The 24296-nt window shown below is 69.5% G+C and carries 29 protein-coding genes and 6 pseudogenes; 16 read left to right on the top strand and 19 right to left on the bottom strand.

What is annotated here, in order from left to right; genetic code table 11:
- Nucleotides 1-315, top strand: a pseudogene (locus AB0F03_RS35915) (ATP-grasp ribosomal peptide maturase); the annotation flags it as partial.
- Between the two features lie 177 nt (nt 316-492).
- Here the strand turns inward: AB0F03_RS35915 and AB0F03_RS35910 are convergent.
- From AB0F03_RS35910 to AB0F03_RS35900, 3 genes and pseudogenes are all read right to left on the bottom strand, one after another.
- Nucleotides 493-798 carry a DUF6174 domain-containing protein gene (locus AB0F03_RS35910; RefSeq protein WP_362000192.1) on the bottom strand — a complete coding sequence of 102 codons (306 nt, stop codon included), beginning with the start codon at nt 796-798 and terminating at the stop codon, nt 493-495.
- 341 nt (nt 799-1139) lie between these two features.
- Nucleotides 1140-1301 (bottom strand): hypothetical protein, encoded by a 162-nt coding sequence (locus AB0F03_RS35905; RefSeq protein ID WP_362000189.1) that lies wholly within the window; start codon nt 1299-1301, stop codon nt 1140-1142.
- Between the two features lie 57 nt (nt 1302-1358).
- Nucleotides 1359-2088: pseudogene (locus AB0F03_RS35900) on the bottom strand (SDR family NAD(P)-dependent oxidoreductase); the annotation flags it as partial.
- Nucleotides 2089-2127: 39 nt separating this feature from the next.
- Here AB0F03_RS35900 and AB0F03_RS35895 point away from each other — a divergent pair.
- Nucleotides 2128-2613, top strand: coding sequence for a hypothetical protein (locus AB0F03_RS35895; RefSeq protein ID WP_362000203.1), 486 nt, complete (start codon nt 2128-2130; stop codon nt 2611-2613).
- Between the two features lie 176 nt (nt 2614-2789).
- On the opposite strand, the gene AB0F03_RS35890 is transcribed toward AB0F03_RS35895, so the two are convergent.
- On the bottom strand, nt 2790-3419 hold the full coding sequence (locus tag AB0F03_RS35890; protein WP_362000187.1) for a GNAT family protein: 630 nt from the start codon (nt 3417-3419) through the stop codon (nt 2790-2792).
- Nucleotides 3420-4114: 695 nt separating this feature from the next.
- Between AB0F03_RS35890 and AB0F03_RS35885 the strand changes: the two genes are divergently transcribed.
- Together AB0F03_RS35885 and AB0F03_RS35880 are read left to right on the top strand one after the other, a co-directional pair.
- Nucleotides 4115-4300 (top strand): hypothetical protein, encoded by a 186-nt coding sequence (locus AB0F03_RS35885; RefSeq protein WP_362000184.1) that lies wholly within the window; start codon nt 4115-4117, stop codon nt 4298-4300.
- Between the two features lie 344 nt (nt 4301-4644).
- On the top strand, nt 4645-5136 hold the full coding sequence (locus AB0F03_RS35880; RefSeq protein ID WP_362000181.1) for a hypothetical protein: 492 nt from the start codon (nt 4645-4647) through the stop codon (nt 5134-5136).
- A gap of 28 nt (nt 5137-5164) precedes the next feature.
- Here the strand turns inward: AB0F03_RS35880 and AB0F03_RS35875 are convergent.
- Nucleotides 5165-5347, bottom strand: a pseudogene (locus AB0F03_RS35875) (IS5/IS1182 family transposase); the annotation flags it as partial.
- 101 nt (nt 5348-5448) lie between these two features.
- Nucleotides 5449-6252 carry a class I SAM-dependent methyltransferase gene (locus AB0F03_RS35870; protein ID WP_362000178.1) on the bottom strand — a complete coding sequence of 268 codons (804 nt, stop codon included), beginning with the start codon at nt 6250-6252 and terminating at the stop codon, nt 5449-5451.
- A gap of 448 nt (nt 6253-6700) precedes the next feature.
- Between AB0F03_RS35870 and AB0F03_RS35865 the strand changes: the two genes are divergently transcribed.
- Nucleotides 6701-6964: a hypothetical protein gene (locus AB0F03_RS35865; protein ID WP_362000175.1), complete on the top strand. Its 264-nt coding sequence runs from the start codon at nt 6701-6703 to the stop codon at nt 6962-6964.
- Nucleotides 6965-7019: 55 nt separating this feature from the next.
- Here AB0F03_RS35865 and AB0F03_RS35860 read toward each other — a convergent pair whose 3' ends face one another.
- The gene (locus AB0F03_RS35860) at nt 7020-7532 is read right to left on the bottom strand and encodes a PadR family transcriptional regulator (RefSeq protein WP_362000172.1); all 513 of its coding nucleotides are present in this window, start codon (nt 7530-7532) and stop codon (nt 7020-7022) included.
- 55 nt (nt 7533-7587) lie between these two features.
- Here AB0F03_RS35860 and AB0F03_RS35855 point away from each other — a divergent pair, with 55 nt between their 5' ends.
- Nucleotides 7588-8289 carry an isochorismatase family cysteine hydrolase gene (locus AB0F03_RS35855; RefSeq protein ID WP_362000170.1) on the top strand — a complete coding sequence of 234 codons (702 nt, stop codon included), beginning with the start codon at nt 7588-7590 and terminating at the stop codon, nt 8287-8289.
- A gap of 65 nt (nt 8290-8354) precedes the next feature.
- Here the strand turns inward: AB0F03_RS35855 and AB0F03_RS35850 are convergent, their stop codons facing one another.
- A complete protein-coding gene (locus tag AB0F03_RS35850; RefSeq protein ID WP_362000167.1) occupies nt 8355-8855 on the bottom strand; it encodes a GNAT family N-acetyltransferase in 501 nt (166 codons plus the stop codon).
- Between the two features lie 121 nt (nt 8856-8976).
- Between AB0F03_RS35850 and AB0F03_RS35845 the strand changes: the two genes are divergently transcribed.
- The gene (locus AB0F03_RS35845) at nt 8977-9954 is read left to right on the top strand and encodes an SDR family oxidoreductase (protein ID WP_362000200.1); all 978 of its coding nucleotides are present in this window, start codon (nt 8977-8979) and stop codon (nt 9952-9954) included.
- On the opposite strand, the gene AB0F03_RS35840 is transcribed toward AB0F03_RS35845, so the two are convergent.
- The 3 genes from AB0F03_RS35840 to AB0F03_RS35830 all read right to left on the bottom strand — a co-directional run bounded on the left by AB0F03_RS35840 (nt 9945) and on the right by AB0F03_RS35830 (nt 11726).
- Entirely contained in the window at nt 9945-11000 is a 1056-nt protein-coding gene (locus AB0F03_RS35840) for a WYL domain-containing protein (protein ID WP_362000164.1), read from the bottom strand. The two genes, AB0F03_RS35845 and AB0F03_RS35840, sit on opposite strands and share 10 nt — an antisense overlap.
- A gap of 62 nt (nt 11001-11062) precedes the next feature.
- The gene (locus AB0F03_RS35835) at nt 11063-11257 is read right to left on the bottom strand and encodes a hypothetical protein (protein WP_362000161.1); all 195 of its coding nucleotides are present in this window, start codon (nt 11255-11257) and stop codon (nt 11063-11065) included.
- A 70-nt stretch (nt 11258-11327) separates the two neighbouring features.
- On the bottom strand, nt 11328-11726 hold the full coding sequence (locus AB0F03_RS35830) for a helix-turn-helix domain-containing protein (protein WP_362000158.1): 399 nt from the start codon (nt 11724-11726) through the stop codon (nt 11328-11330).
- A 77-nt stretch (nt 11727-11803) separates the two neighbouring features.
- Here AB0F03_RS35830 and AB0F03_RS35825 point away from each other — a divergent pair, with 77 nt between their 5' ends.
- Nucleotides 11804-12757, top strand: a complete 954-nt coding sequence (locus tag AB0F03_RS35825) for an NADP-dependent oxidoreductase (protein ID WP_362000156.1) — start codon at nt 11804-11806, stop codon at nt 12755-12757.
- Nucleotides 12758-12947: 190 nt separating this feature from the next.
- Here the strand turns inward: AB0F03_RS35825 and AB0F03_RS35820 are convergent, their stop codons facing one another.
- Together AB0F03_RS35820 and AB0F03_RS35815 are read right to left on the bottom strand one after the other, a co-directional pair.
- Nucleotides 12948-13370 (bottom strand): XRE family transcriptional regulator, encoded by a 423-nt coding sequence (locus tag AB0F03_RS35820; RefSeq protein ID WP_362000154.1) that lies wholly within the window; start codon nt 13368-13370, stop codon nt 12948-12950.
- Entirely contained in the window at nt 13364-13672 is a 309-nt protein-coding gene (locus AB0F03_RS35815; protein ID WP_362000152.1) for a hypothetical protein, read from the bottom strand. The genes AB0F03_RS35820 and AB0F03_RS35815 overlap by 7 nt, the downstream gene beginning before the upstream one ends.
- Nucleotides 13673-14833: 1161 nt before the next feature.
- Here AB0F03_RS35815 and AB0F03_RS35810 point away from each other — a divergent pair.
- A complete protein-coding gene (locus AB0F03_RS35810; RefSeq protein WP_362000150.1) occupies nt 14834-15025 on the top strand; it encodes a hypothetical protein in 192 nt (63 codons plus the stop codon).
- 103 nt (nt 15026-15128) lie between these two features.
- Here the strand turns inward: AB0F03_RS35810 and AB0F03_RS35805 are convergent, their stop codons facing one another.
- The 3 genes from AB0F03_RS35805 to AB0F03_RS35795 are packed head-to-tail and all read right to left on the bottom strand — an operon-like array spanning nt 15129 to nt 16819.
- The gene (locus AB0F03_RS35805) at nt 15129-15374 is read right to left on the bottom strand and encodes a hypothetical protein (protein WP_362000148.1); all 246 of its coding nucleotides are present in this window, start codon (nt 15372-15374) and stop codon (nt 15129-15131) included.
- Nucleotides 15375-15422: 48 nt separating this feature from the next.
- Entirely contained in the window at nt 15423-16061 is a 639-nt protein-coding gene (locus AB0F03_RS35800) for a hypothetical protein (RefSeq protein WP_362000145.1), read from the bottom strand.
- Nucleotides 15950-16819: a replication-relaxation family protein gene (locus AB0F03_RS35795; protein ID WP_362000142.1), complete on the bottom strand. Its 870-nt coding sequence runs from the start codon at nt 16817-16819 to the stop codon at nt 15950-15952. Before AB0F03_RS35795 ends, AB0F03_RS35800 begins: the two co-directional genes overlap by 112 nt.
- 751 nt (nt 16820-17570) lie before the next feature.
- Here AB0F03_RS35795 and AB0F03_RS35790 point away from each other — a divergent pair.
- The gene (locus AB0F03_RS35790) at nt 17571-17936 is read left to right on the top strand and encodes a hypothetical protein (RefSeq protein ID WP_362000139.1); all 366 of its coding nucleotides are present in this window, start codon (nt 17571-17573) and stop codon (nt 17934-17936) included.
- A 442-nt stretch (nt 17937-18378) separates the two neighbouring features.
- Here the strand turns inward: AB0F03_RS35790 and AB0F03_RS35785 are convergent.
- Nucleotides 18379-18513: pseudogene (locus tag AB0F03_RS35785) on the bottom strand (transposase); the annotation flags it as partial.
- Nucleotides 18514-18832: 319 nt separating this feature from the next.
- On the opposite strand from AB0F03_RS35785, the gene AB0F03_RS35780 reads away from it, so the two are divergent.
- Both AB0F03_RS35780 and AB0F03_RS35775 read left to right on the top strand, forming a co-directional pair.
- A complete protein-coding gene (locus tag AB0F03_RS35780; protein ID WP_362000197.1) occupies nt 18833-19285 on the top strand; it encodes a DUF5707 domain-containing protein in 453 nt (150 codons plus the stop codon).
- A gap of 83 nt (nt 19286-19368) precedes the next feature.
- On the top strand, nt 19369-19518 hold the full coding sequence (locus tag AB0F03_RS35775) for a hypothetical protein (protein ID WP_362000136.1): 150 nt from the start codon (nt 19369-19371) through the stop codon (nt 19516-19518).
- A gap of 872 nt (nt 19519-20390) precedes the next feature.
- Here AB0F03_RS35775 and AB0F03_RS35770 read toward each other — a convergent pair.
- Nucleotides 20391-20582 carry a hypothetical protein gene (locus AB0F03_RS35770; RefSeq protein ID WP_362000133.1) on the bottom strand — a complete coding sequence of 64 codons (192 nt, stop codon included), beginning with the start codon at nt 20580-20582 and terminating at the stop codon, nt 20391-20393.
- Nucleotides 20583-21126: 544 nt separating this feature from the next.
- Here AB0F03_RS35770 and AB0F03_RS35765 point away from each other — a divergent pair.
- From AB0F03_RS35765 to AB0F03_RS35755, 3 genes and pseudogenes are all read left to right on the top strand, one after another.
- A complete protein-coding gene (locus AB0F03_RS35765) occupies nt 21127-22002 on the top strand; it encodes an SDR family NAD(P)-dependent oxidoreductase (protein WP_362000195.1) in 876 nt (291 codons plus the stop codon).
- A gap of 82 nt (nt 22003-22084) precedes the next feature.
- Nucleotides 22085-22663, top strand: coding sequence for a TetR/AcrR family transcriptional regulator (locus tag AB0F03_RS35760; protein ID WP_362000131.1), 579 nt, complete (start codon nt 22085-22087; stop codon nt 22661-22663).
- A gap of 39 nt (nt 22664-22702) precedes the next feature.
- Nucleotides 22703-23496, top strand: a pseudogene (locus tag AB0F03_RS35755) (IS5 family transposase); the annotation flags it as partial.
- A 15-nt stretch (nt 23497-23511) separates the two neighbouring features.
- Here AB0F03_RS35755 and AB0F03_RS35750 read toward each other — a convergent pair.
- On the bottom strand, nt 23512-23868 hold the full coding sequence (locus AB0F03_RS35750; protein WP_362000130.1) for a hypothetical protein: 357 nt from the start codon (nt 23866-23868) through the stop codon (nt 23512-23514).
- A 283-nt stretch (nt 23869-24151) separates the two neighbouring features.
- On the opposite strand from AB0F03_RS35750, the pseudogene AB0F03_RS35745 reads away from it, so the two are divergent.
- A pseudogene (locus tag AB0F03_RS35745) lies at nt 24152-24296 on the top strand (IS5/IS1182 family transposase); the annotation flags it as partial.

The raw sequence follows: 24296 nt of genomic DNA, 5'->3' as shown, positions 1-24296 counted from the left end.
TTCCCCGCATCGCTGTCGGTGGACGCCGAGATCACCGAGCACGGGATCGAGGGCTGCCTGAGCACGCCGTCCCGGAGCGCCGATCTCGCGCGCGTCCGTGCCCTCTACTACCGTCGGCCGACCGGCTTCGTGTTCCCGCACCTCGACGTGCAGGATGCACGGTTCGCTGTCACCCAGGCCCGGTACGGTCTCGGCGGCGCCCTGGCGTCCCTGCCGGGCTGCCGCTACGTCAACCACCCGCACCGCATCGGCGACGCCGAGTTCAAGCCGTCCGGACTTGCTGCCGCCGTCGACGCCGGCCTGCGGGTACCGCCCAACCTGTACGAGACGCTGATGGACCAGCTCGCGAAGGACCCGAACCTCTTCAGCATCCCCGGCGACGACACCGGTCCGACCGCGGAGGAGGCGGCCCACGTGCGCAGCAGGGCATCTGAGGACCAGCGGGGCTGCACCCAGGCCGCGCGGCGGGGGTCGGGGCGTCTCGGGACCGGTTCACCCGGTGGGGGCGGGGGTGTAGGCGCTGACGAGGTAGAGCGCCTCGTCGTCGACGGCGTTGCGGCTCCAGTCGAGGGAGATGCGCACGGGGTGCCCGTCGGCGGCGTACCGCGCCTGCGCCGTTTCGGCGTGCTCCTTGCGGGCTTGTTCCAGCCGCCGCAGCAGCCCGCCGATCGTGTGCGCCTCGGCGTGTTCGCGGACCTGGCGCCGGCTGTCCTCCTCCAGCCCTGCCACCTCGGTCACCTTGCCGTCGTGCACCTGGACCCGGAACCGCCCGGCCAGCACCTGCGTCGTCGACGTCAACGTGTAACCGTAGGCGGCGGGCTCCCGCCACGCGGTCGTCCCGCGTGCGGCGGGGTGCCCGGGTCCACCGGCCGCATGGCTCCGCAAAGACTCAGCGGTGCCGCCGCACGCGGTCACCAAGCACAACGCGGCCGCGGACAGCGAGCGGGCGAGGAAACGTCCAGCACTCATGGCACCCCTCCGGTTCGGTTACCCCAACGACGCGGAAGAACCCCGATTCGTTCACCACCCGCCCGCCCCCGATCCGTGCACGACCCGCCGCACCCGGGGACGTCGGGCCGACAGCGGCATGCCGGGCACCTGCCGGCCCGACGCGGGGACGCCCTCAAAAGTGGTACCGGTCAGTGCTGCCAGTAGTCGCGCTCGGGGAGTTCGACCCACAGGTCGGGGGGCCCGGTGAAGGGCCGTGGGTCGGCGGGGAAGAGGCCCGCGTGGGCGCAGCACTCGGCGATCGCGTGGGAGCCGTAGATGTACGCGTGACGCTGCGCGTGAGTGGCAGGCACGGCTGACTCCTCGCCTGCGGCCCGGGCCCCGGGCGCGGAACGCGCGCCTCGCGCCGGTCAGGTCTGGGGCGGGGTGACCGGCGGCACCGGTGAGACCGCGCCGCGTGCCCGCAGGTCGGCGGCGCCGCCCGCGCCGAGCACTCCGGTGATCCGCTCCGGTTCCTCGGACGGCAGCGCCGACAACGACCGTCGTCCCACCACCGACACCACCAGCGGCAGCACCGGACGCAGCGGCTGCACCAGACGCAGCCACGGTGGCGCGTACACGCTGACCGCGCGCCGCTCCACCCCGCGCACCAGCCATCCGGCGACCTGCTCGGGACTGTGCACGCGGCGGGCGGACGCGGGCTGATGGGACCGCAGGGCCCGCAGCACCGGATGGTCGTCGAGGGCCGCGATCATGTCGGTGCCGGTCCAGTGCAGGTACGCGATGCCCACCCCCACGCCCGTCGGACGCACCTCGGTACGCAGGGCCTGGGCGAACGACTCCACGCCCCGCCTTCGACGCGCAATAGGCGCTCATCAGCGGCGCCGAACCGAACGCGGCGGTGGACGCCACCTGGAGGAATTACCCCCTGGTGCGGGCGAGTTGGGGCAGGGAGACGCGGGCGGTGTTCGCGCTCCCGATCAGGTTGACCTCGACCACCCGGTCGAACAGCGATGCCTCACACGCAGCGAAGGGGCCTGCGGCGGCGATCCCCGCGTTGGCGACCACCACCGAGGCAGGCCCCAGCCGTGCGCAGACGCTGAGGGCCGCGCCCTGGAGCGCCGCCTCATCGGTGACGTCGACCAGCAGGAGTTCGAGGTCTACCCCAACCGCGACAGCGTGCCGTTCGTCGCCCAGTACGGGTTCCCCGAGGGCTGGCGTCTGGACACCTTCATCCGCGGCGGCACGCTGCGCAACGTGGGCTGGCGCGCTGCCTGGTCGGAGGTCTTCACGACCGTGCGTACCCGGGACGAGGCGCGGATCCGGGCGCTCGCCGAGGAGCTGGCGGACCGGTATCCGACGGGGGCGGCCGACCGGGACCGGGTGGTGCTCTCCGTCGCCCTGGAGCTCCGCGGGCCGGACGGCGGCACCCGGTGGCGCGGTGAGCGGCTGCTGGACGTGACGGGCGGGGAGCGGGAGAGCGCGATGGCCAAGTGTGTGTCCCTGCCGTTGGCCTTCGGGCTGACCCGTGTGCTGGAGGGTGCGCTGTCGCCGGGTCTGCACCACGCGGCGGAGTCGGCGGAGGAGGCGGACCGGTGGCTGAGCTTCCTCGACGGCCAGGGGCTGCGCATCCGTGATCTAGCATCCGATGGCCCGGTTGTCTGAGCGCGGGCCCTCTCCCCCGGCCTGACCGCCCCGCGTCCGCCGGTGTGGTCGCAACGGGGACCAGGCGAGGGCGGGTACCGGTGTCCGGCGAGATCGGCGCACCGGGTGGCGCGCCGCGAGAGGCGTCACCGGGTGACGGCTCTCGCGGGGCCCTCATGGCACGATCCGCCGCGGCACTATCCGCCGTGGCCCTGTCCGTCGTGGCCCTGTCCGTCGAGGCGGGCGATCAGGCGTTTCTTGGCCGCGGGCCACTCCTCGGCGAGGAGGGAGAAGTACACCGTGTCCCGCCAGGTGCCGTCCGGCCGCCGGCGGTGGCGGCGCAGTACGCCCTCGCGTTGCGCCCCGATGCGCTCGATGGCCGCCTGTGAGCGCTGGTTGAGGTGATCGGTCTTCAACTGCGCCCGTCCCATGCCCAGTTCCTCGAACGCATGGGTGAGAAGGAGCAGCTTCGTCTCGGTGTTCACGGCGCTGCGCCAGTACGCCCGGCCGTACCAGGTCCAGCCGATCTCCAGGCGCTCGTTGGCTGCGTCGATGTCCATGTAGGTGGTCCAGCCGATGGCCATGTCACGGGCCAGGTCGATGACCGCGAACGGAACGTATTCGCCCCGCTCGGCGTCCTCCAGCAGCACGGCGAGCTTGGCGCCCAGCTCCTCCTCGGTCTGCGGGGCCGGGCCGCCCTGCCACTGCCAGACCTCCTCGTCACCGCCTCCAGCGGCGAACAGCTCGCCGAGATGCCTCATCGCCAGTGGTTCGAGGCGTACGTGGCGGCCGGTGAGCGTGGTGGGCAGCGGGGTCCGGGCAGACATGGACCGGAAGGTATCCGCGTTTCGCGCCCGGGGCAAATGGCGATTGACCTGGTGCGACACCCCTTTGGCCGGTTCGGTGGCATCGGCCGGCCGTCACCGCGGGTCCGATTCCTCGATGCCCGGTAGGCATGCGCTGCGGTGACCGGGGCCCGCGTCACGATCACCCCCGACGCACAGACCACGCTCCCCGCGGTCGGTGGTAAAGCACCCTGTAGACCCGGCGCCACGGTGGCGCCGGTCAGACCGCGTTCGCCTTGGCAGTTCCTCGGGTGCTCGGCGGCGGGCCCCGGGGCAATATGCACGCAGAGGTGACGTGACGCGATATCCCAGCTCTGGCCGCGTCACGTCACCTACTCACCGCGCGCCGAGAGCAAGGCGAACGGACGGACGCCACCAGGCCCGGACGGACACCGAGGTGCCATTCGACCTCGGCGTCGAGATGCTCCCAGCACGTGGTGAGGAACGCCGACGACAGCCTGGCCACGGCCGCAGCCGGGCCGCCTGGAGCGCCGCGGGCCAGGCGTCGACGAAGGCACGGCCGACCGTAGACGCTTGGCCGGCCAGGAAGCTCGCACTAGGAGCCGGCCCGGGAGCCCGGACCGCCGCACGGCAGCTCCTCAAGGAGTGCCGGCAGACTGAACGGGTGACCAGGGTGGCCCAGCCGGATTGTCAGTGCCGGGCGCGATGATGCCCGTATGACGATCACCATGCGCAACTACGGCCTGACCTGGACCGATGCCGACGGCGTGGCGCGCGCTTCGGCTGTCGCCTACGACAAACCGAGCGGGGACAGGCAGAAACAGACGCTCAAGGACGCGGGGTGTACAGATGTGGAGCTGGTGGAGGTCAAGCCGGGAACACTGCCGAATCCGCAATCGTAGATATATCGGGACCGGCGAGGCCCCTGGCCCCCATCCTCCCGCCGGCGCTCAGCGCGCGGCCGCTACACCTACACCGCCCACAAGGGCGACTGCACCAACATCTGCGCCGCCATCGACTTCCTCACCTGGCTGGACACCCAGCAACACACCCTGCAGAGCCTCACACAGGAAGACCTGGACATCTGGGCAATCTCCAGGCCCACCCTGCGAGCCCGCTCCATCCCTTTCATCCGCTGGGCCGGCGCCCGCCACCTCACCCGGGCCGGCCTGACCATCGGACACCCGCCCTCCCAGCTCCCCGGCCAGTTCCAGATCGAAGAAGACCACTACGAGGAACTACGCCGGTGCCTGAACACCCCTCGCTCCCGTCGGACGTTCGCATCGCCGCAGCCCTCATCCGTCTCTACGCCCTCCCTCTGACCCGCATCGTCGAACTCACCACCGACCACCTCCACCACGACGCGGATCACACCTACCTGACGATCATCCGCCACCCCGTCGTCCTGCCGCCGAAGCTCGCCCGCCTCATCGACGACCACCTCAACAACGGATTCCGGCACGGCAACGAAGCCACCAGGTACCTGCTGCCGGGCCAAGCCCCCGGGCGCCCCCGCAACCCTGCGGGACTGTCCGACAAACTCAAGCGCTACGGCCTGCCCGCCCGCGCAGCCCGGAACACGGCCATGATGCAAGCGCTCGCCGACCTGCCACCCGTCATCCTCTCCGACCTGATCGGCATCCAGCCGAGAACCGCAGAACGCTTCGCAGCCATGGCCGGCGAGAACTGGTCCGGCTACCTGGCCGCGGCTCACCCGCGCCCGCACCAAACGAGTTGATGGGGTGTGTGCATCAGGCAACGATAGGACGCCCGGCGGGATCGGTGATGATCTGCACGTTCATGCCGTGCTTCTTATGTTTCCCAGAGCAGAAGGGCCGGTCGGCCGCGATTCGGTCGATCGGCAGCGGCGTGCCGTCCAGGATTACGAATGCCTTGGTGGAGGCGGTACAGGCCGCGGTCCGCAGGTCCGAAGCCAGCGCGGCGAGGACCGCACCCGCAGCAACCGCTTCAAGCTCTGAACACTTCGCAAAGAACCCGCTGCAGACAGTCGCGAGCCGGCAGGTCGGCAACGACAACGACGCAAAGCGGATCAGCACGCCAGCTCAGACGTGCCTCGCGCCTGGTCGCGGCTGGCGACCACCAGGTATCCATCGCTCTCGGGGTCGAAGGTGGTGGACTGCACCGTGAGCCCGACACTCCGCAACTGCGCCACGAGGTCCTCGTACCGGTAGGGCCAGATGGACAACCGCTCCGAGCAGGCCCGCACTGCCCCATCCGGCTCGATCTGGGCGACCACGATCTCGAGGACGTGTTCCAGCTCCCAGCGCTGCTCGATCTGCCAGTAGTAGCTGACGACCGCATCGCGGTCGTTGCGGCGAATGAGTCGATCGCGGACGTCTGCTCGTGAGCCGGCGGAGCGCACGAGCTCCCAGTTGCGTGACGTGAGCACGAGGCGTCCGCCCGGATTCAGCAGCCGCGACATCGCTTCCAGTGCGGTCAGGCGCCCGACTGCGCCCTCGGCGTGCCCGAGCGAGTTGCCGACGCAGAACACCAGATCGAACGTGGAGTCCTCCAGGTGGTCGGGCAGCTCGTCCCAGCTCGCGCGGAGGGCTCGAAGCGAGACACCCTGCTCGTCGGCGGCCTTCTCGGTCCGGCGAACCATCCCATCGCTGGCGTCTGCGGCGACCACGTCAAGGCCAAGACTCGCGAGACCGACGGCGAGCTGGCCGGTTCCACACGCGCAGTCGAGGACGCGCGCGTTGGGCGGCAGAGAGCCCACGACATCGCTGTAGTAGACCGCGGCTGCCTTGGCGGGGGTCAACCTGTCGTCCCCGATCAGCCACTCGTATACGTCGGAAAGCGCCCCATAACCAGCCACCGCGATAACCTCCATCACTCGACGACACGCGGGCTAGACCGCGCCGGCGATTCGGACCTTGCGCCTCGCACTGTGCTGGACCGTGTCAGCGAAGCATTGAGCAGGACCCAACCACTTCCGGCCGCTGAGACTCCACCGGATTTCGTGGGAAACCGCGACACGCCGCACCGACGCAGGTCCGCACTCCACCGGCGCCCCATCGGCCACGATGGGGACCGCCGCCGGCAAGCGCGCGTTCACTGCGGAGCGCTTTAGGCACAGCGGCTACGTCCATCTCGCCGACTTCGCCGGATACAGGTTCTCCTACGACGCACCAGAGGGCGGATAACCGGTGCCCTGGACAACGGCCTCGGAAGGCTCGTCAGTAGCTCCCGCATCGGCGATACAGCGGGCGGTGCGCACCGTCTGCCGCGGTCCGCTGCACGAATAGTGCATGAATCGAATACTGCCTCTTCGCCAGTAGGTGCGGGTCACCACTGAGGCCATCGCCGGCGCCGTCACCGGCTCCCTCGCGGCGCCCCGAACAGTGCTGCTAGGCCGCCAGGACGCCGCGGGCCGCCTGCAGTACACCGGGCGCAGCACCACGCTGTCCCAGGCCACCGGCCGTGCCCTGGCCGACGCGCTGGCCCCACCGAGAGGTGCGCATCCGTGGGAGGGGTGGACGTTCTCGGCAGGCTGGGGGACGCAGCGCACGCTCGAGGTCGTCCTGGTGGGCGGCATGCCCTGACCTGAGAAGCAGAGGGAGCGTCCGGGCAGACCGGGCGAGGCCCGCCCTGTCGGCGTCAGGCCAACAGTTCACGCAGCCATGTGCGTTCCGCGCGGCTGGTGGCGCGGGCGATGGTGAGCATGCCGCGGCGGTAAGGGTCGCCGGTGTCCTCGGCGCCCAGCAGCCGATCGCCATCGTGGAAGAAGCTCGCGGGCTGTTCCAGGAAGTCCAGCCGTCGGCGCAGTACAGCGTGCTGGTCGGCGAGGTCGGGAAGCTGGGAGAGGAAGGCCAGGACCGCGAAGTAGCGGGTGCTGTCGCTGATATCCAGGCCGTCGGCTTCCCGCAGCCGGCGCAGCAGTTCGGTGCGGCCGGCAGCGGTCAGGCTGAGGGTGTGCCGCTGGGCCGCCGAGGCACCCGGCTCGGCCTTGCGGTCGAGCAGCCCGGCTTTGACCAGGCGGTTGATCGCCGGGTAGAGGCTGCCGTCGCTGACCGGGCGGGCATGGCCCGACAAGTGCGCTATCCGACGCCGCAGTTGGTAGCCGTGCAGTGCACCTTCGGCCAGGAATCCCAGGATCGCAAGTTCCAGCATGCTGCTACTCTCGCACATCGAAACGAGGTACCTCGAATCGATGTAAGGGGTCAGGATGGTGTATACCGAGGAATGGGTGATCGCCCGAGCGCGCGACGCCTACGAGCGCGGCCGGGCATCGTTCGACGTACGGCCCGAGCGAACGGCGCTGCTGGTCATCGACATGCAGGACGAATTCGTCCGCCCCGGGTGGAGCCCCTACTGGGTACCCGCGGCCACCCGGATGGTGCCCCGGCTGCGGCAGTTGATCGAGGACTGCCGGGCAGCTTCTATCCCGGTGATCTGGACGATCTTCGACAACACCCACCTCCGGCTGGACCGGCCGCACGCCCTGCGCTTCCTCCCGCATGCCGACACCGACTGGCGTCGTCCGGGCCCCGCTGAGGTGTGGGCTCCGATGGGCCGCCGTTCGGACGAAGCCCTGATCCGCAAGCCCTCCTACGGCGCGTTCTATGACACTCCGCTCGACACGATGTTGCGTAACCTCGGCCGCGACACGGTCATCGTCACGGGCACACTCACCAACTACTGCTGCGGCACCACGGCCCGCCAAGCGTACGAACGCGGCTACAAGGTTGTCTTCGGATCCGACACCACGGCCACGGACGACGAGTCCCGCCAAGAACCAGAACTCGCCGTCCTGCGCAAAGGGTTCACACTCGTGCTGACCGCCGAGGAGATCACGAACGCACTGAACGCAGCCACCACGGCATCCGAGGACGGCGACAGGCGTCAATCGTCTCGAAAGGCACCGTGAAAAGCTCGCGGTCCGCTAAGACGCGACCGCCCTCGTCGTGGCCGTCGATGAATGGTCCTGATCACTCACACGGCTCGTTCCATGCAGACCAGTTGCTCCCGCTCGTCCCACGACTCGGTGACGGTGAATCCGAGCCGCTCGTACAGGGCGATCGCGCCTGCCCGCCACTTCCACACCGACAGCCGCACCGCGCCGACACCGCTTTCCGCGGCATGCACGAGCGCGGCGCGGACGAGGCTGGACGCGATGCCTCGCCCCCGGAACGCCGGGTCCGTCCAGAGCCTCTTGATCTCGGACCGTCCGTCGACGGGGGCGCTCACCACAAGGCAGCCGACCGCAGTGTCCCCGCTCAACGCCAGCGACACGACAGCGTCAACGAACACGGCCCGCGGATCCGCGATTTCTACCCGGTAGCGGTCCGGCAACCCGTCCACACCGGCGACGGCCTCTCCCTTCTCGGCCTGGGTGCGCAGATGGTAGGCCGCCAGCAGATCCGCCAGCCCATCCGGGACGGAAGGACCCTGACCTGGCCAGCGCACGATGGCAATATCACGTGGATCAGTCATGACGCGAGCGTCGCATGGTCTTGATGACGCGGTGTTCGCGCCGTGGGCGGAGTGATGCGCGACACCACGCGGTAAAGGGTGACGTGTTCTGTCAGTTTTGGCATGAACGATGGTCGGCATGATGAGCGAGGACATCACCACTCGGAACACTCAGGACACCGCGCAGGCCGGCCCGGTGGGTCCGCTCGCGGGGCGGGTCGCGCTCGTGGCCGGTGCCACCCGCGGGGCGGGGAGGGCCCAGGCTGTGGAGCTGGGCCGGGCCGGTGCGACCGTGTACGTCACCGGCCGCACCACCCGGGCCCGGGCCAGCGAGGTCGGCCGGCCCACCGCGACCATCGAGGAGACCGCCGAACTCGTCACCGCGGCGGGCGGCGCCGGGATCGCCGTTCCCCCCGATCATCTCGACGAAGCCCAAGTACGCACCCTCGTCGAGCGGGTCGACCGGGAGCACGGGCGGCTCGACATCCTCGTCAACGACCTGTGGGGCGGCGAACGACTCCTGGCCACCTCGGTGTTCGGGAAGAAGAGCTGGGAGACACCGCTTGCCGACGGCCTGCGGATCCTGGAGCTCGGGGCGCGCTCGCATGTGATCACGGCAGCGCTGCTGCTTCCGTTGCTGATCCGCTCCGATGCGCCGCTGCACGTGGAGGTCACCGACGGCACCGCGTACTCCAACCGCCGCTACCGGGAGAACATGTACTACGACCTGGCGAAGAACGCCCCGATCCGCCTCGCGTTCGGGCTGGGTCAGGAACTGGCGGAGTACGGGGGCACGGCGGTCGCGGTCTCGCCGGGCTTCCTGCGCTCGGAGGAGATGCTCTTCCACTTCGGTGTGAGTGAGGAGAACTGGCGTGACGCGATCGCCCAGGAACCGGCGTTCGCGATCGCGGAGTCCCCGCGCTACCTGGCCCGTACGGTCGCGGCGCTGGCCGCCGACCCGGACCGCGCGAAGCGGTGGAACGGCAGGTCCACCTCCAGCGGGGAACTCGCCAGGGTGTACGGGGTGACGGACGTGGACGGCAGCCGGCCGGACGCCTGGGCGTACTTCGAGGATGTCGTCTGGGGCGACAAGGAAGGCTCCCCCGAGGACTACCGCTGATCCTCGGCTTCCCCCGGCTCCGCCTGCTGAAGGTCGGCCTGGTAGAGGGCGGCCAGGGCTGCGGCGCGCCGACGGAAGCGGGCGCGCAGGTCCGCCGGGGCCAGCACCTCGACGTCTGTGCCGAGCCGGGCCAGCTGGTCGAAGGCGACATCCTGGGACTCCACCGGCAGGTCGAGGACCAGGCCGGCGTGGTCCGGGGCAGTCGCGGAGGCGAGCGCGTCCGCGACGGCGGCCCCGTCCACGACGCCGGGCAGCCGCCGTAGCCCACGGTCAGTCAGCCGGATCGTGACGGTGGTGCGCAGCAGGGCGCGGGCGAAGGCGGCCGAGCGAGCCTCCCAGTGCGCGGCCAGCTCGAAGACCGGGTCGCGCACGAACGGCTCCTCCGCTCCGGGAGCGGGGCCGAGCGCGGTGATCCGGTCGACGCGGTAGGTACGCCAGCCGCCGTCACGATCCTCCCGCTCACCGGGGACGCGGGCCACGGCGTACCAGGTGCCGGCCTTCAGCACGAGCCCGTACGGCTCCACCACCCGCGTCACGGCCTCGGACGGTGCTCCGTCCCGGCCCGGCCGCGCGTACGACAGTTCGACGGTCCGGTCCGCCCACACCGCGCGGGCCAGCTCCGGCAGCAGTTCCGGCGTGGCGGGTTCGCGGAACCAGGCCGGGGCGTCGAGGTGGAAGCGGCGCACCGAGGACTCGGCGGCCTGGCGTACCGACGGGAGCAGGGTCGCGGTCAGCTTCAGCCGGGCCGTCTCCGCGGCGTCCGACAGTCCCAGATCCCGCAGCGCCGAGGGCAGACCGGACAGGAAGAGCGTCTCCGCCTCGCTCGGATGCAGCGTGGTGAGCCGGGTCCGGTACCCCGCGGCGACGAAGTACCCGCCCACCCGGCCCCGCTCCGACCGGACGGGGACGCCGGCCTCCCGCAGAGCCTGGGCGTCGCGGATCACAGTCCGCTCGGAGATCTCCAGCTCACGGGCGAGAGCGCCCGCGGTCAGGCCGGGGTTCGACTGGATCAGGAGAGCCATACGGATCAGGCGGGAGGCACGCATCCCCCAAGGATCACCGACCCGTCGGACACCCGGGAGCGGACGGCCACGGTCCCTGGGTCGGGTTACACGAGCCGGCCGGTGTGGGGCGCCGTCGGCTGCTGCCGGACGACCTTCCTGAGTGCTCGGTTGATCTCGGGGTTGCGGCCGGGGACGTAGGAGCGGATCGGCTCGTAGCCGGATGCAGCGTACAGGCCGAGGGCGGCGACGTTGCGTATACCGGTCTCCAGCAAGATCTCGGTGGGCCCGCGGCCGAGCACGTCCTGTTCCAGTGCGGCGAGGATGTTGCGTGTTGAGGTGTCGGCGTGCGCATGAACGTGCCCCAGGCCTTCAGCTCGGGACGTCGTAGGCGGCGCGGGCGGCGTGCACCTCGTCCATGTGTTCTTCTGCCCAGGCTTTGATCGCGCACATGACCGGCAGCAGCGAGCGGCCGAGCTCGGTCAGGTCGTATTCGACGCGGACTGGGACGGCGGGGATCACAGTCCGCGACACCAGCCCGTCGCGCTCCAGATGTCGCAAAGTCTGCGTGAGCATTTTCTGGCTCACGCTCGCCAACCTGCGTTGAAGGTCGCTGTACCGCTGTGGCCCGTCAGCAAGCGCGTTGACGGCGAGGCTGACCCATTTGTCGGCGATACGATCCAGCAGCTGCCGGGCGGGGCATTCGGCGAGGTAGGCGTCGTAGGAGATGCTCGCCTCGGCTCGGCGCTGGGCGGCGGTGCGGGTGGGCATGGCCCTCCTTCTGGTGCCGTAGGCACCTCGAAGTGCGTACTTCCTGATGGAGAGTAGCGGTCTCTATGGTGTGCGACATGATCGCTGAAGAGCTTATGAGGGCAGTGATCGCCCGCGGTTACGGTGGATCCGAGGTCCTCGAGTTGGTGACGGTTCGCCTGCCTGAACCCGGCCCTGGGCAGGTACGAGTCCGAGTCGAGGCCGCGACTGTCAATCCTGTCGACTTGGTCACCCGTTCCGGCGCGCTCGTCGAAGCCGGGCTGATGGCTGCCCGCGAGCACACGGGCATCGGCTGGGATGTCGCAGGCGTGGTCGACCGGATAGGAGCGGGAGTGACGGCGTTCGCGCCGGGGCAGCGGGTGATCGGGCTGCGCGACCTGCTCGACGTATCGCTGGGCGCCTACTCCGAATACCTGGTCCTGGATGCCGCGGCTGTCGCGCCCGCTCCGGCCGGCGTTTCTGCTGCGGCCGCGGCGACGCTGCCGTTGAACGGCCTCACCGCCTTGCAGTCCCTCGGCCTGCTCGGTCTCGCCGCGGGTGACACCGTGCTGGTGACCGGGGCGGCCGGCGCGGTCGGTGGCTTCGCTGTCGAACTGGCGGCGCGACGCGGTCTGCGTGTTATCGCCCATGTCCGCGCCGCCGACGAAGAGCTCGCTCGAAGTCTCGGCGCGGAATGGACCGTCGGTCATGACACCTCCGACCTCGCGCGCGATGTCCGGCGCCTGGTGCCGGGCGGCATCGACGGCGCGCTCGACACGGCAGGACTCGGAATTCGCGCCCTGGCTGCCGTCCGCACCAGGGGTGCCTATGTCACGGTGGTCGGCGGTTCGCCCCCGCTCCCGTTGCGCGGCATCCGGGTCCACCAGCAGTGGATAAGTTCTGATGGGGTCGCCTTAGCTGAACTCGCCGCCATGGATCTGACTCTGCGGGTTGCCGACATCCTCCCGTTTGAGCGCGCAGCCGAGGCTCACGATCGCCTCGCGGCGGGCGGGATACGCGGCAGACTCGTGCTGGTTCCTTCCGAAGCCTGACTCGAGCCAGCGCGGGACTCCTGGGCGCTGCTGAAACCCGCACCAGCGAGTGCTGCGGCGGGCTCGCTACCGGCATCGATCCGACACGCCCCCTCGGCTGAAGCACTCCATCCGCCGATTCAAGGGTTCACTCGCCAGCCGAAGTGCTCGGTCACACACGGCCGCCGGAGCAGGATCACCCGCGCGGATCTCACAGGTCGAAGTCGAGTTGCTCGACGTCAGTGGACTCCACGAGCAGGCCGGCCGCGCGGCGCCCGCCGTCGCGGAAGTACACATCCCTCACCTCCTCGGAGATGTTGGCGCGCAGCCGCTGCTCGCCGACGCCCGACTGCCGGGCATCGAGGAGCCGTGAGGCATGGGCGGAGGCAGCGCCAGGGTGAGAGGGCGGATGCGGGCGTCCTCGGTGATAGCCGGGACCGGCGGTGAACCCGAACCGGGCCCGGGTGTCGATGACCAGACCGGTGGTGACGGCGGACCCGCGACGGGCCTGCTCACGGATACGGGGCTGCCAGCGGGCACGCACCGCGTCGGCCAGACGCTGGGCGAGGTCGGGGCGGGGTGATCTGACGGATGCCGAGTAGGAACGGTTGCGGCCGTTCCTACCGGTCAGCAACAGACGTGGTCGACGTCACCGGCCGACATCGGCCAGAAGCTCACCTGCACATCCGCGACAGGCCATACCTTCAGCAGGGCCGTGTCCGCGTCCGTGGGCCGTGACAGGACCTCCTGCGCCGAAGGCAAAGACATGCGAACGCAGCCTTCCGAGTACTCCCACGTCCACCCATTCGACCCGGCCAGGTCGAACACCGCCTGCCAGTCATCGACCGAGGTATCGGTCACGGACACCTCCGGCAGAGCACCCATCAGGTCAGGGTCGAAGAAGTTCCTGACGTCATCCCACAGCAGATCCGGCATGCCGCCATGCTGCCCGTCAGCCCGACCAAACGCAGCTCGATTCCTTGACGAACCCCACAGTGGCTTTGTTGGTGAGTTACGAGAGCGCCGGTAGCTCAGGGGCGAGAGCACCCTCGTCCACGGGAGAGTGATGTCGCCGAGTTTTGAGAGCACCTGGATGCTTGCTTCGGGACCATGGTTGTGCTCTGCACGACGAGGGGGCCCGAGTGCTTCCAAAGTCGATCTGTACGCGGCGATCCGCCGTGATTCGCGTCAGGGCCTGTCGAACCGTGCTCTCCAGCGGAAGTACGGCGTCGGGTTCCTGACGGTGCAGAAGGCATTGTCGTCGGCCTGGCCGGAGCCGCGGAAGAAGCGCTTCGATGCGCGTCGGCATCAGGGGCGTTGACCCGGGTCGATCGCGCTCCACGTCTGAACGCTTCTCGCCGCATGTCCACGCCAATCACCGGGTCGATCGCGATGTCGAACCACCACGCGGCAGCAGTGTGCTGCACGGGTCCTCCTCCTACGGTGCGCACCACCGCACCGGGTGGGCGCCATCGACTGCGCTCAGTGGCCGGCTTCCCGGCCACGGTGCGGTCCGGGTTGCTGTGGGCGGTGCGCCTGCTGCTCGTCCTCGCGCACCGGGTGCGGCGTCTCGGCATCGCTGCGGCGCGCGGTTCATCGTGGTGTGTGCCCGGTCTGGCCGCCGCGGTGAACGTGTCCTGGAGGTGGCGTTCGGCGGTGAGATCGAGGGCCTCCAGGTCCGTGCGGGATGCCCGCAGGGCCCGCAGCGCCGTCGTGCCTGTTTCTGATCCCGGGTTTTGAGTAGCTTTGCGGCGGCGCGCGGTGGGCAGCCGAGGCGGGCCACCTCCTCGCCCCGCTGGACGCCACCTACCAGGGATACCGGGTGGGTATCTGGACGATCGGCGCGCTCGTCACGCCTCTCAGCGTGCCCCGGCATGGTCCGGTGCGCGAGCCGGAACTTGGCCCCAGGGCCGCGCGCTCGATCCCCGGGTAAACGGTGACTGCTGGACCCAAGGCATGATCTACCCGTAAGGGCGCGCCGAGCGTCGCATGATCATGGGGAGGGACCAGATGACCGATTTTCCTGGCGTCTACCAGTGGCCGACGTACTTTCACGAAGCGAACGACTCAGCCGTTCTGTCGTAACAGCAGGGTCTGTTGAACCTTCCCGTCGGAACGGGGGTGCTCCTCCGGGGTGACCGCTACAGGGTGGTGGACTCCTGGTTCAGCTACGACCACCACGGCCGCTTCGATGACGGCCTGCATATCTTCCTCGAACCGGTCACTGATGAAGATGACCGCCTCCAGCACCTCGCCCCCGACTACTTCCGGGACGACCTCGACGCCTGAGCTCCTCAACAAGACCGCCCGCTGCCCGAGATAGGGCGGGCGGTCTTGCTGCGCTTCCTCACGAAATTCTGATCCGGTCGCAGGCCCGGGCGGTCATGCAGTGTTACTGGACCGGAGCCGGGGCAGCACGATCAGCAATGCCGTCCGCGCGATCCCTGCCCAAGAGGTAGGCGGTACGTGCTGCCTCAAGCAACGGACGAACTCGCTCCTGGGTCGACTCGGTTGCTTCCTCGCTCAGAATCTCGGTCGCCTGCATCAGCTTCTCAAGAGCCGGCATCACCGCACTCAGCAACGCCTGCATCTCTTCGATCCGGTCGTGATCCGAGATCTTCTCACCCTGTCTGGCCATGCACGCATGGTACGGCTCTTGTATGGCCTGCTCGGGCCGCCGTCTGAATCAGCTGCGGAAGCGGGACAGCCAGGGGCCGCCGGCCTTCTGCTCGGGCACGGCCTGGTCGTGCACCTGGTTCTCGGGCCCGGCCTGCGCGACTTGACGCTCGGCGGCGACGGCTTGCTGCTTGCAGTCGTCGCACAGGTGCGGGTGGGTATCCCGTTGGGCGCCCCACCCGGCGGGCTCGATGGCCTTCCACCGAGCGTCTATGAACCGGGTGCCGCAGCCGGCGCACACCGGACGGCTGGCCTCCCGCTCGGCCTTGTGCTGTGCGGCGATGCGGCGCAGTTCCTCCTGGTGCTCCCGCTGGCGGGCTGCGTACTCGGCCTGCTTGCGGGCGTCGTGGGCTTCGCGGCGCGGGTTGCCGATCGCCTCGAGGAGGGTCTGGTTGCGCGGCCGGCCGAAGCGCCGGAAGACCGCCCCGGCCGGGCCGTGCTCCTGGAGCTGCTTCATGCCGGTGACCACGATGGGCAGCTTGCCGTCATACATATGGAAGCCGCCCTGGTACGCGGTGCCCTTCCAGTGCCGCTCGGTCAGCTCGGCCAGCTGCGCGATGACGGTGCCCGGGTTGCGTGGGCCGATCCGGTTGACGACGAGCAGCAGCGGCGGGTGTGACTGGTCGGCGTGGCGGCCGTGGGGAACCACCAGCGGGTGCGCCACATCGGCCGCTCACGGCCGTCGACGTCCTTCACCTTGCGTTGGCAGAACCGCATGTACTTGTCGATCTTCGCGGCGAGGTCCTGCGCGGACTCGTTGCAGTTGTCGATCTCCAGGAACAGCAGCGGCACCCCGTCCTCGGGCGCGGTGATGACGATGTCCGCCTGGGCGCCGCCCTTGCCGGGGTTGGACCAGGTGCCGGTCGCGGGCAGCGCCACCTCGGTCGCGTAGGAGGCGATGGTGCCCAGTCCGGCGGGCGCGTCGATTGCCGTCTGCGCGGCGGCGCGGACGTCGGCCGGCTCGCTGGCGAGCTGGGCGAGGTCCGGCTTCGGGCGTAGCAAGGCGAGCACGGCTTCGTTGACCGTCATCGGGTGGGAGGCTCCCGTACGCCCGGCGCCGCGGGCCGGGTCGCCCATCTCCCCCACCGGCCGCCCCAGCTCGCGGGCGGCGGCCTTCAGACCCATGGGCGTCAGGTTGCGCAGCCTGTCCCCGCTCGAGATTTGGCCGCCGTTCTCCGCCAGGCCGTGCTTGCGCAGATCGGACAGCGCCCCGGTGTGCGAGGCGGTACGGGCCTGCTTCAGCTTCGCCGGCGTCGGCTTGTCGGTGTGGCGGTAGCTCAGGTGCGGGGATGAGATCTGCTGGATCTGTTCGACGGTTGCGACCTTCAGCACTCCGAGCACGCGCAGCACGTCACCGCGCAGATTGTTCGACGACCCCGCCGGGTTCTCCTCACGCTTGACCGCCATCAGCTGCGCTCCCTCCCCGTCGTCTGGCGCGCGCAACCACCTGCCGGGTGCCGGCCGCGACCGGCCGCCAAGGGCATACGGCCCCGGACCCGACGCTCTCCTCCTCCACGGACATCACACAGAAGTTCAGGAGAGGAGAGAAGGGCTGTAACAACGCGGCGTGCGGCCGTATCCGCGTGGTGACCTGAACTTTCTTCGTCCGGCTCGATGCCGGGCACCAAAGTGGGTTCCACAGTGGCGTCCCGAGTGCCCGCCGCAGGAGGCCGGGGCGGCTTGCCCGGTGCTGGTCGGGCCCGTGGTCGGGGCGGGCGCGCCGGGCGCCTGCCGGGGGTCGGTGTGGGCATCGCGGTGGCTCCTTCGCTTGGGCGGAGACTCGAGGGAGCAGCGTGAAGGGGACCCCCTTGTCCGCGGTCTGACGGCCGCCGTAGCGGGCGTGGACAAGGAGAAACGCGGCGGTGGTCGGGCGGTAGCAGAGGTAGACAAGGGGTGCGGTCGGGTTCGTGGTCGGCCCGACCACCCTGGACAAGGGGGCCCTGTTTGGCCCTTGCAGCCCGATTCGCCCCACCTCGTGGGGCAGGGAGAAGTTGCTGGTCTCTGTCCACAGGGCGATCGTCCGACGCTGCTGGAAGTCGTCGTGATGCGCGCGGCGGCCCCCTGTTGAGGAGACTTCCATGCCATACCTGATCCCGCGCCGTACTCCGCTGACGCCCGAGCAGGTGGAGCGCGGCTTCGACTACTCCTGGCGCTGCAGATGGGTGGTGGCGCCGCTGTCACCGGACGGGCGGAAGCCGATCCAGGGCTGGCGTTCGTCCTGCTGCGGCTCGCCGAGGACATCGTCTGGCCCGTCACGGCCGTCGACGGGGAGACCACCGATCCGTGCGCGAACTCCTTCGCGCTGGACGAGGTCGGGTGCGCGCTGCTGTCCGCGTTGCGGGACTGGGCGCGAGACTCCCCCACCACGGCGGTGCCCGGCATCGCCCGCAGCATCATCCGGTTCACGGCGAACGTCATCCCGGACTCCGACCACCCGGACACCGCCGACACTCTGGAAGCGATGCGCGATCAGCACCTGGTGCTGGCTCACGCGATGGACTCCGCACCCGGTGCGCACCACTGACCGCACCTCCGCGCCACGCGGGTGCGCACCAGCGCGGTGATGCGCACCCACTCAGTGCGCACTGGTGCGGTGGTGCGCCCATCCAGAGCGCACCGACTCCATCCGTGCGCACCACCGTCCATCCGGTGCGCACCCACTCAGTGGGCAGTGCGCGCACCGATGCGGCCGGCGCGCGGGAGTGGTGCGCACCGAGTGGACACGGTGCGGTGGAGTGGGCCGGGTGGAGACGGTGCGTTTCTCCTTGACCTGAGCTGAGGACCCTGTTGGCCAATTCCACTGGGTAGCTGTTGGGCGGCCGTATGCGGTCAAGGGGAAACACAGGAGGCCAAAGGGAAACTGTGCCCGGAATGTCCGTCCAGTCGTTCTTGGTCAAGGGGTTCGGTGCTGGCCGTAGGCGGCGGAAGTGGGACATGCGGCGGCTGCCGCGCGGTGTCTCGGTGATAAAGGCGTCGATGCGCGAGAGGTTAAGGGCGGCCGCTGTGAACTGATGCTGAAGGTGCGTCTTGGCGACGCCGTGGTAGCGAGAACGTCGCAGTCCCATTTGCCGGACGCCTTACGAGATCGTGCTCTCGATGCCCGCGCAGGTCTGGTAGCGCCGCCGCCACTCGTCGGTCTTCTGCTCTTCGCGTGCCTTGTGGAGTGCTTCGATTCAATGACCACACTGAAAGACCTCACTGGCCGGGTGACCGATTGTCTCGCTCAGCCCTGCATGTCCAGTCCAGGTCGACGGCGGCTGCCAGCCTCTCGCCTTCGTCTTGACTGACGGACTGGCCCTACTCAGGCCGGAGTTGAGTATGTGCGCTCATGCCAGGTGCTTGTTGCACCGCCAGGATTGGTGCAGCGGCGCAGCAAGGAGCGCCGGTCTGATGCAGCTGATCCTGTTGGGGGAAGATCTCATGTCGCGTCGTACCGTTCTGTCCGTTACCGCCGGTGTTGTCGTCCTGGGCGGTGCCGGAGCCTTCGCTCTGGCCTACGCCGGGGGCCAGTCTCCGGTGCTGGCGCACAACACGGCCCGTTACGCTGCCCCCGAAGGTGATCGGGATGGTTCGTTGACCTTCACCACTGACGTCACGGCGTCCTCCGGGGTGAAGACCGTGAAGGTTCTGGCCTGGCCGGCGAAGTCGTCGGTCGCGAAGAAGGGGCTGACCGTCAAGGAAATGGCGGCTGCGGAGACGGCGGTGTGCAAGCCGGCCGGTGGGGACACCGTGCGCTGCACCTACAAGGTCGCCGTCACGCGCGCCGATGCCGAGACGTCCCCGCGCGGCCTGTGGCACGTCGCCGTCCTGGCCACCGACAAGGACGGCGACACGACGCTGGACACGAAGGCGGCCGACTTCACCGTAGTGTGATCCACACGCACGTGATCGTGGCACCCTGCAGTGCAGGTCATGTGCGCCCGCATATCCGGGAAAGCACGAACGAGCCGTAGCGGATGACGGCCGACGGCGAGGATTTCGAGGTCCGCCGGCCGGACGGCAAGCCGGGCTCCTACGACTTCACCTGGCCGACCGGACCAGACCCGCACTACGGGTTCGGGTTCAGCACTCACCCCTCCGGCGCCGTCCAGCAGGGCACAACTTGAGTAGCCATCCGGGAATTCCTCTTGCAGGTGGACCCTGGTACGGGAGACATCATGTAGTCACCACTCCGGGACCAAGGCGTGAGCTGCTCGGCCTTCTGCAGCTCACCTCTCATGGCTCGGCCTTGCCCCCACGGCCCTGTGTATCCGCAGCACCGTCCGGTGATCGCCGCGAGCCTCGGCATGGGCCCGCACCAACGTGAACCGTGGCAGCCTGTACGGGGAGGGAGGAGCCCTTCGCGATTTCACCGCCGACCGCTCCGGCGCATCCTCGTCCGCCCGTGATCGAGGCCCTGAGCTGCCTGCTGGACGACTTCGGCTACGACACTATCTCCCGCAGAGGCCGGTGCAGCCCAAACCACATGTCGTCAATCGCAGCCGCCATTCTCACCCTCGAGCGTCACCGCTGAAAAGGCTCAGTCACACGCGCCTCACCAACGCCGAGCACCGCCAGTAGACGACTTCACCGTCAACCAGCGCACATCTGCGTAGCGCTCCCCCCACTCAGCGGCCCGAGACGCCGCGCCCTGCACCACGTCACTGACTGCCCGCCGCCCCGCGCGGTGCACCACGGGTTCGGCTGGCCGACTGGGTGCTGCCGTGAGCGGGAGCAGCACCAGGTGGGTGGCGGCGTCGGCGACGGGTACAGCGCCATGCGCAGCCGAGCAGCGTCGGCGAGCTGCTCCAGGCGCTCGCGCTGCTCCGGCGACGGGTGTGGCGGGGTCGGGGCAACCATGGGGGCGTCCGTACTTGAGGGAGTGGTCCCGGCACCCTCACCGCTCCTGGGTGGCTTCGGGGGCGGGCGGCCGGTCGCGTCCCGGCATCTGGCGCGGTGACTTCGTTGTCCGTCCCGCCGTGCGGGCCAGCACGTCGCGTCACGGCCGGAGGCCCTGGCCTTGGCCGGGGCCGGGCTGCTGGCGCTGCTGCTCATACTCTTGGCGGTGCTGGTCGACCGGACTGGCCAGGTCGGCGGCCCGGGCCTGTCGGTCCTCGACGGTGCGGCGGCGGGTGTCGGGGGCGCGGGTGAAGGTGGCCAGCCGGTCCAAGTTCTGGGTGTGCGCAGCCACGTCGTCGGGTCGGTCGTGCGACCCTCCAGGGACACCTCGGGCATCGCGGATTGCTGACGGGCCTGGACGGCGGCGGCCCGCTGCACCGATGTCAGGGCGACGTCCCGGCCCGGTGGTCGACGGTATGAGGAGTGGACGCCCTCTCGCCCTCGAGGTCGCGGTGATCGACGGGTGCGGTTGAGGCCGAGGTCGTCGCCTCGGTGGCAGTGGCGGTGCTGGCTCAGATGCGGGCGTCACGGATCGCGTTCTGCACGGCAAGGCTCGCCACCCGGGCCCGCTCGTAGCGGCTGGACTCCCGCGACGGGTGCCTTGGGCGGGCGATCCACCACCGGTGCGGCAGCGGGAGGCAGCCGCTGCGCGAGAGACACGGCGCCAAGCACGTTCTCGCCTTCCACGTGTCTGCCGGCCGGCGTAGTCGGCTCTCGGCCGCTGCCACCGAAGCATCAACCGGATAGTCGATCCGAATTTGTGCTACCGTCCGGGACTAAGTGGATGATCTATCCGATTGCTTGCCGGGGTGGAGGAGCACGTGAAGAAGACAGCAGTGGTCACGGCCGGAACAGGTGGCATCGGCCTGGAGACGGCGCTGGGGCTTGCCGTCGCCGGGTTCGCGGTCACGGTGATCGGGCGCGACGCCGGACGGGGAGCCAAGGCTGTCGAACGGATCAACGCGACGGGCCCGGTGCACCCGGCTCGGTTCCTGTCCGCGGACCTCGCCTCGCTCGACCAGGTGCGTGTGCTCGCCAAGACGATCGCGGTCGACCACGCGGCCTCGGGGGAACCGCTGACGGTGCTGGTCAACAACGTCGGGGCGATGTTCGTCGAGCGTCAGACCCGGGGCGGTGTCGAGGCGTCGTTCGTTGTCAACCACCTCTCGCCCTACCTGCTGACCGAACTGCTGCTGCCCACACTCTCGGCCGGTGTGCCGAGCAGGGTCGTGAACGTGACGTCGGGCGCGGTCGCCGTGGCCAAGCGCGTGTTCGACGATGTCGAGCCGCCGGGCGGCTACTACGGCTTCCACTGGTACGGTCGCGCCAAGCTCGCCAACTTGGCCTACACCCTGGAGTTGGCAGAGCGGCTGAACGGCAGTGGTGTCTCGGTCTTTGCCGCCGATCCCGGAGGGGCCGCGACCGACATGACCAACGGCACCATGACCGACCCTAAGATCGTCTCGCCCGTCCTGCAGCTGCTGTGGCCTCTGGTGCGCCGCACATTCGAACGCTCGACCTCGGGACCGGCGTCCGCGGCGGCCAGGCCCTCCATCGCGGCCGCCACCGACGAGACCCTGACGGGCCGAACCGGCATCGTCATCGGCGCCCAGGCGCACCCGGTCGCCCCGCACCGGACTGCGGCCGACCCCCGCGTCGCCGAAGCTGTACGCCGACTCAGCGAACGGCATGCGCCGCTCACCCCTACCTGAGTGTCGTACGCGCGGCGCGGCACTGCAGGTACCGGGCGGGCGACGGAACCATTCGGATGAACCATCCGATTAGCATGGCCTCATGACGACGCCTCTACGCAAGGACGCGGCCCGCAACTGGCAGCGGATCCTCTCCGTCGCCCGCGACCTGGTCGACGAGGGCACACCGTTGCAGCTCAACGACGTCGCACGCCGGGCTGGGCTCGGGGTCGGCACCGTCTACCGTCACTTCGCCACGCCCGAGGCGCTGCTGGAGACCGTCGCCGCGCCATGCCTCGAGGCCTTGGCCGCCCACGGCCAGCAGGCGCTGACCGATGCCGACCCCTGGCGCGGCCTGACGGGCTTCCTCTTCCACACCGTCGAGGCGCAGGTCACCGATGCCGCCTTGCCCCCCGTCGCCGCCGCCGCCACGGACGCCGTGCCGCGCACCACGGAACTCAAGAAGTCACTTGCGTCGGCCGGCGCCACCCTCCTCGCCCGGGCCCGCGATGCCGAAATGGTCCGCCCCGACCTCGCCGCCGCCGACCTCGTCCCGCTCATGTGCGGCATCGCCCACGCCGTGAGCGTCCACGGCGGCACCCCCGCCGACCGGGTCGACACCGCACACCGCTACCTCGCCGCCCTCCTCGAAGGCTTGCGCACGACACCACCGGGCGCGTAGACGTCGTTTCTTATGGCCTGATCGTTCGTTGATCCGTGCATGACGGATCTCGTGAAGCGGCTGGTGCCGGACGAGTTGTGGGTGCTGTTCGGGCGGGTGGTGCCACCGACTGAGGTGATACGTCCGCAGGGCGGTGGCCGACGCCGAGCCGGAGACCGTGAAGCCCTGGCCGCGATCATCTTCGTGGCCACGTCGGGCTGCACCTGGCGGCAGCTCCCGCCGGTGTTCGGCCCCGCCTGGCCCACGGTCTACCGCAGGTTCGCCCAGTGGAGTCGGGACCGGGTCTGGGCCCGGCTCTACCGGGTAATCCTCGACGAACTCGGAGCGCGGGGCGAGCTGGACTGGTCGCGGTGTGCGATTGACTCGGTCAGTCTGCGGGCGGCAAAAGGGGGCCTTTGACGGGACCAAATCCGACCGACCGAGGCAAGCTGGGATCGAAGATCCACCTGATCTGCGACCGGAACGGGCTGCCGCTGTCCCTGGGCATCTCCGGCGCGAACATGCACGACAGCCAGGGTCTGGAACCGCTCGTGCGTGGCATCCCACCCATCCGGTCCCGTCGTGGGCCCCGGCGCCGGCGCCCGGCGAAACTGCACGCGGACAAGGGCTACGACTACGACCGTGCACGTCGATGGCTCCGCAAGCGCGGCATCCGCCCCCGCATCGCCCGCAAAGGCGTTGAGTCCTCACAACGGCTGGGCCGACACCGCTGGGTGGTCGAGAGAACCGTGTCCTGGCTGGCCGGCTGCCGAAGGCTCCACCGTCGCTATGAACGCAAGGTCGAGCACTTCCTCGCCTTCGTCGGTATAGCCGCAGCCCTCATTGGCTACCGCCGGCTGGCGCCCTGCTCAAGGCCTGAGCCGATTCTGCTGTACGTCGAAGCAGACCAGCCCCATGGACTCCGCTGCGGCTGCCGCATAGGGGGACGCCTCCTCGGCCATGCTCCACCGCATGGGGAAGTAGATCAGCGGACCACTGGCCTCGCCGATCAACGGCCCGGTTGACCAGGGCGAGGTGTCCTCCTCGTCCTCGGTGAGGTCGCACCACCGCTCAAGCAGCACGGCCACGTAGGCCGCGATGCGTTCGGATGGAGGTTCTTCCACCTCGCTGACGATGTAGCGGTTGTACAGGTCGTTGAAGACCCGGGCGGCGGCCTTGTCATCCGCCGGCCTCTCGCCTTCCCAGACAGCAAGGTCGTAGCTCATGCCCGGAGGCTCTCATGCCGCTCTGACAGCCATAAGAAACGACGTCTCAGAGGTTGTTTTCACCTGTAATGCCTGCCTATACGGCGATTCTTGGCGTGTGGGATTGCGGTGCGGAAGAGGTAGTGGGTGTGGTCGGGGCCTGTGGGTCAGGCGGGGTGACAGGTGGGGCGGGATGTGGTTCGTTCCTGTCTCATCCCAGGACGCCCGGTCTTTGTGGCTGCGTGCTTCTGTCGCTGCTGCTGTGCGCCTGGGCGCACTCGATCCGGGGCGATACGCCGGAAGCATGCCGACGCGACGCCCGTATCCGAGTGATCTGTCCGATGCCCGCTGGGAGTTGATCGAGCCGGTGCTCTCGGCCTGGCGCTTCGAGCGCCGCGGCAGGGCTCTGGACTTCGGCCGGCCGCCCGAGCACGACCTGCGCGAGATCA

This window comes from Streptomyces sp. NPDC028722, assembly GCF_040637655.1.
Classification (GTDB): Bacteria; Actinomycetota; Actinomycetes; order Streptomycetales; family Streptomycetaceae; genus Streptomyces.
The sequence above is the reverse complement of the archived record's forward strand: the minus strand, read 5'-3'. Positions and strand labels throughout refer to the sequence as shown.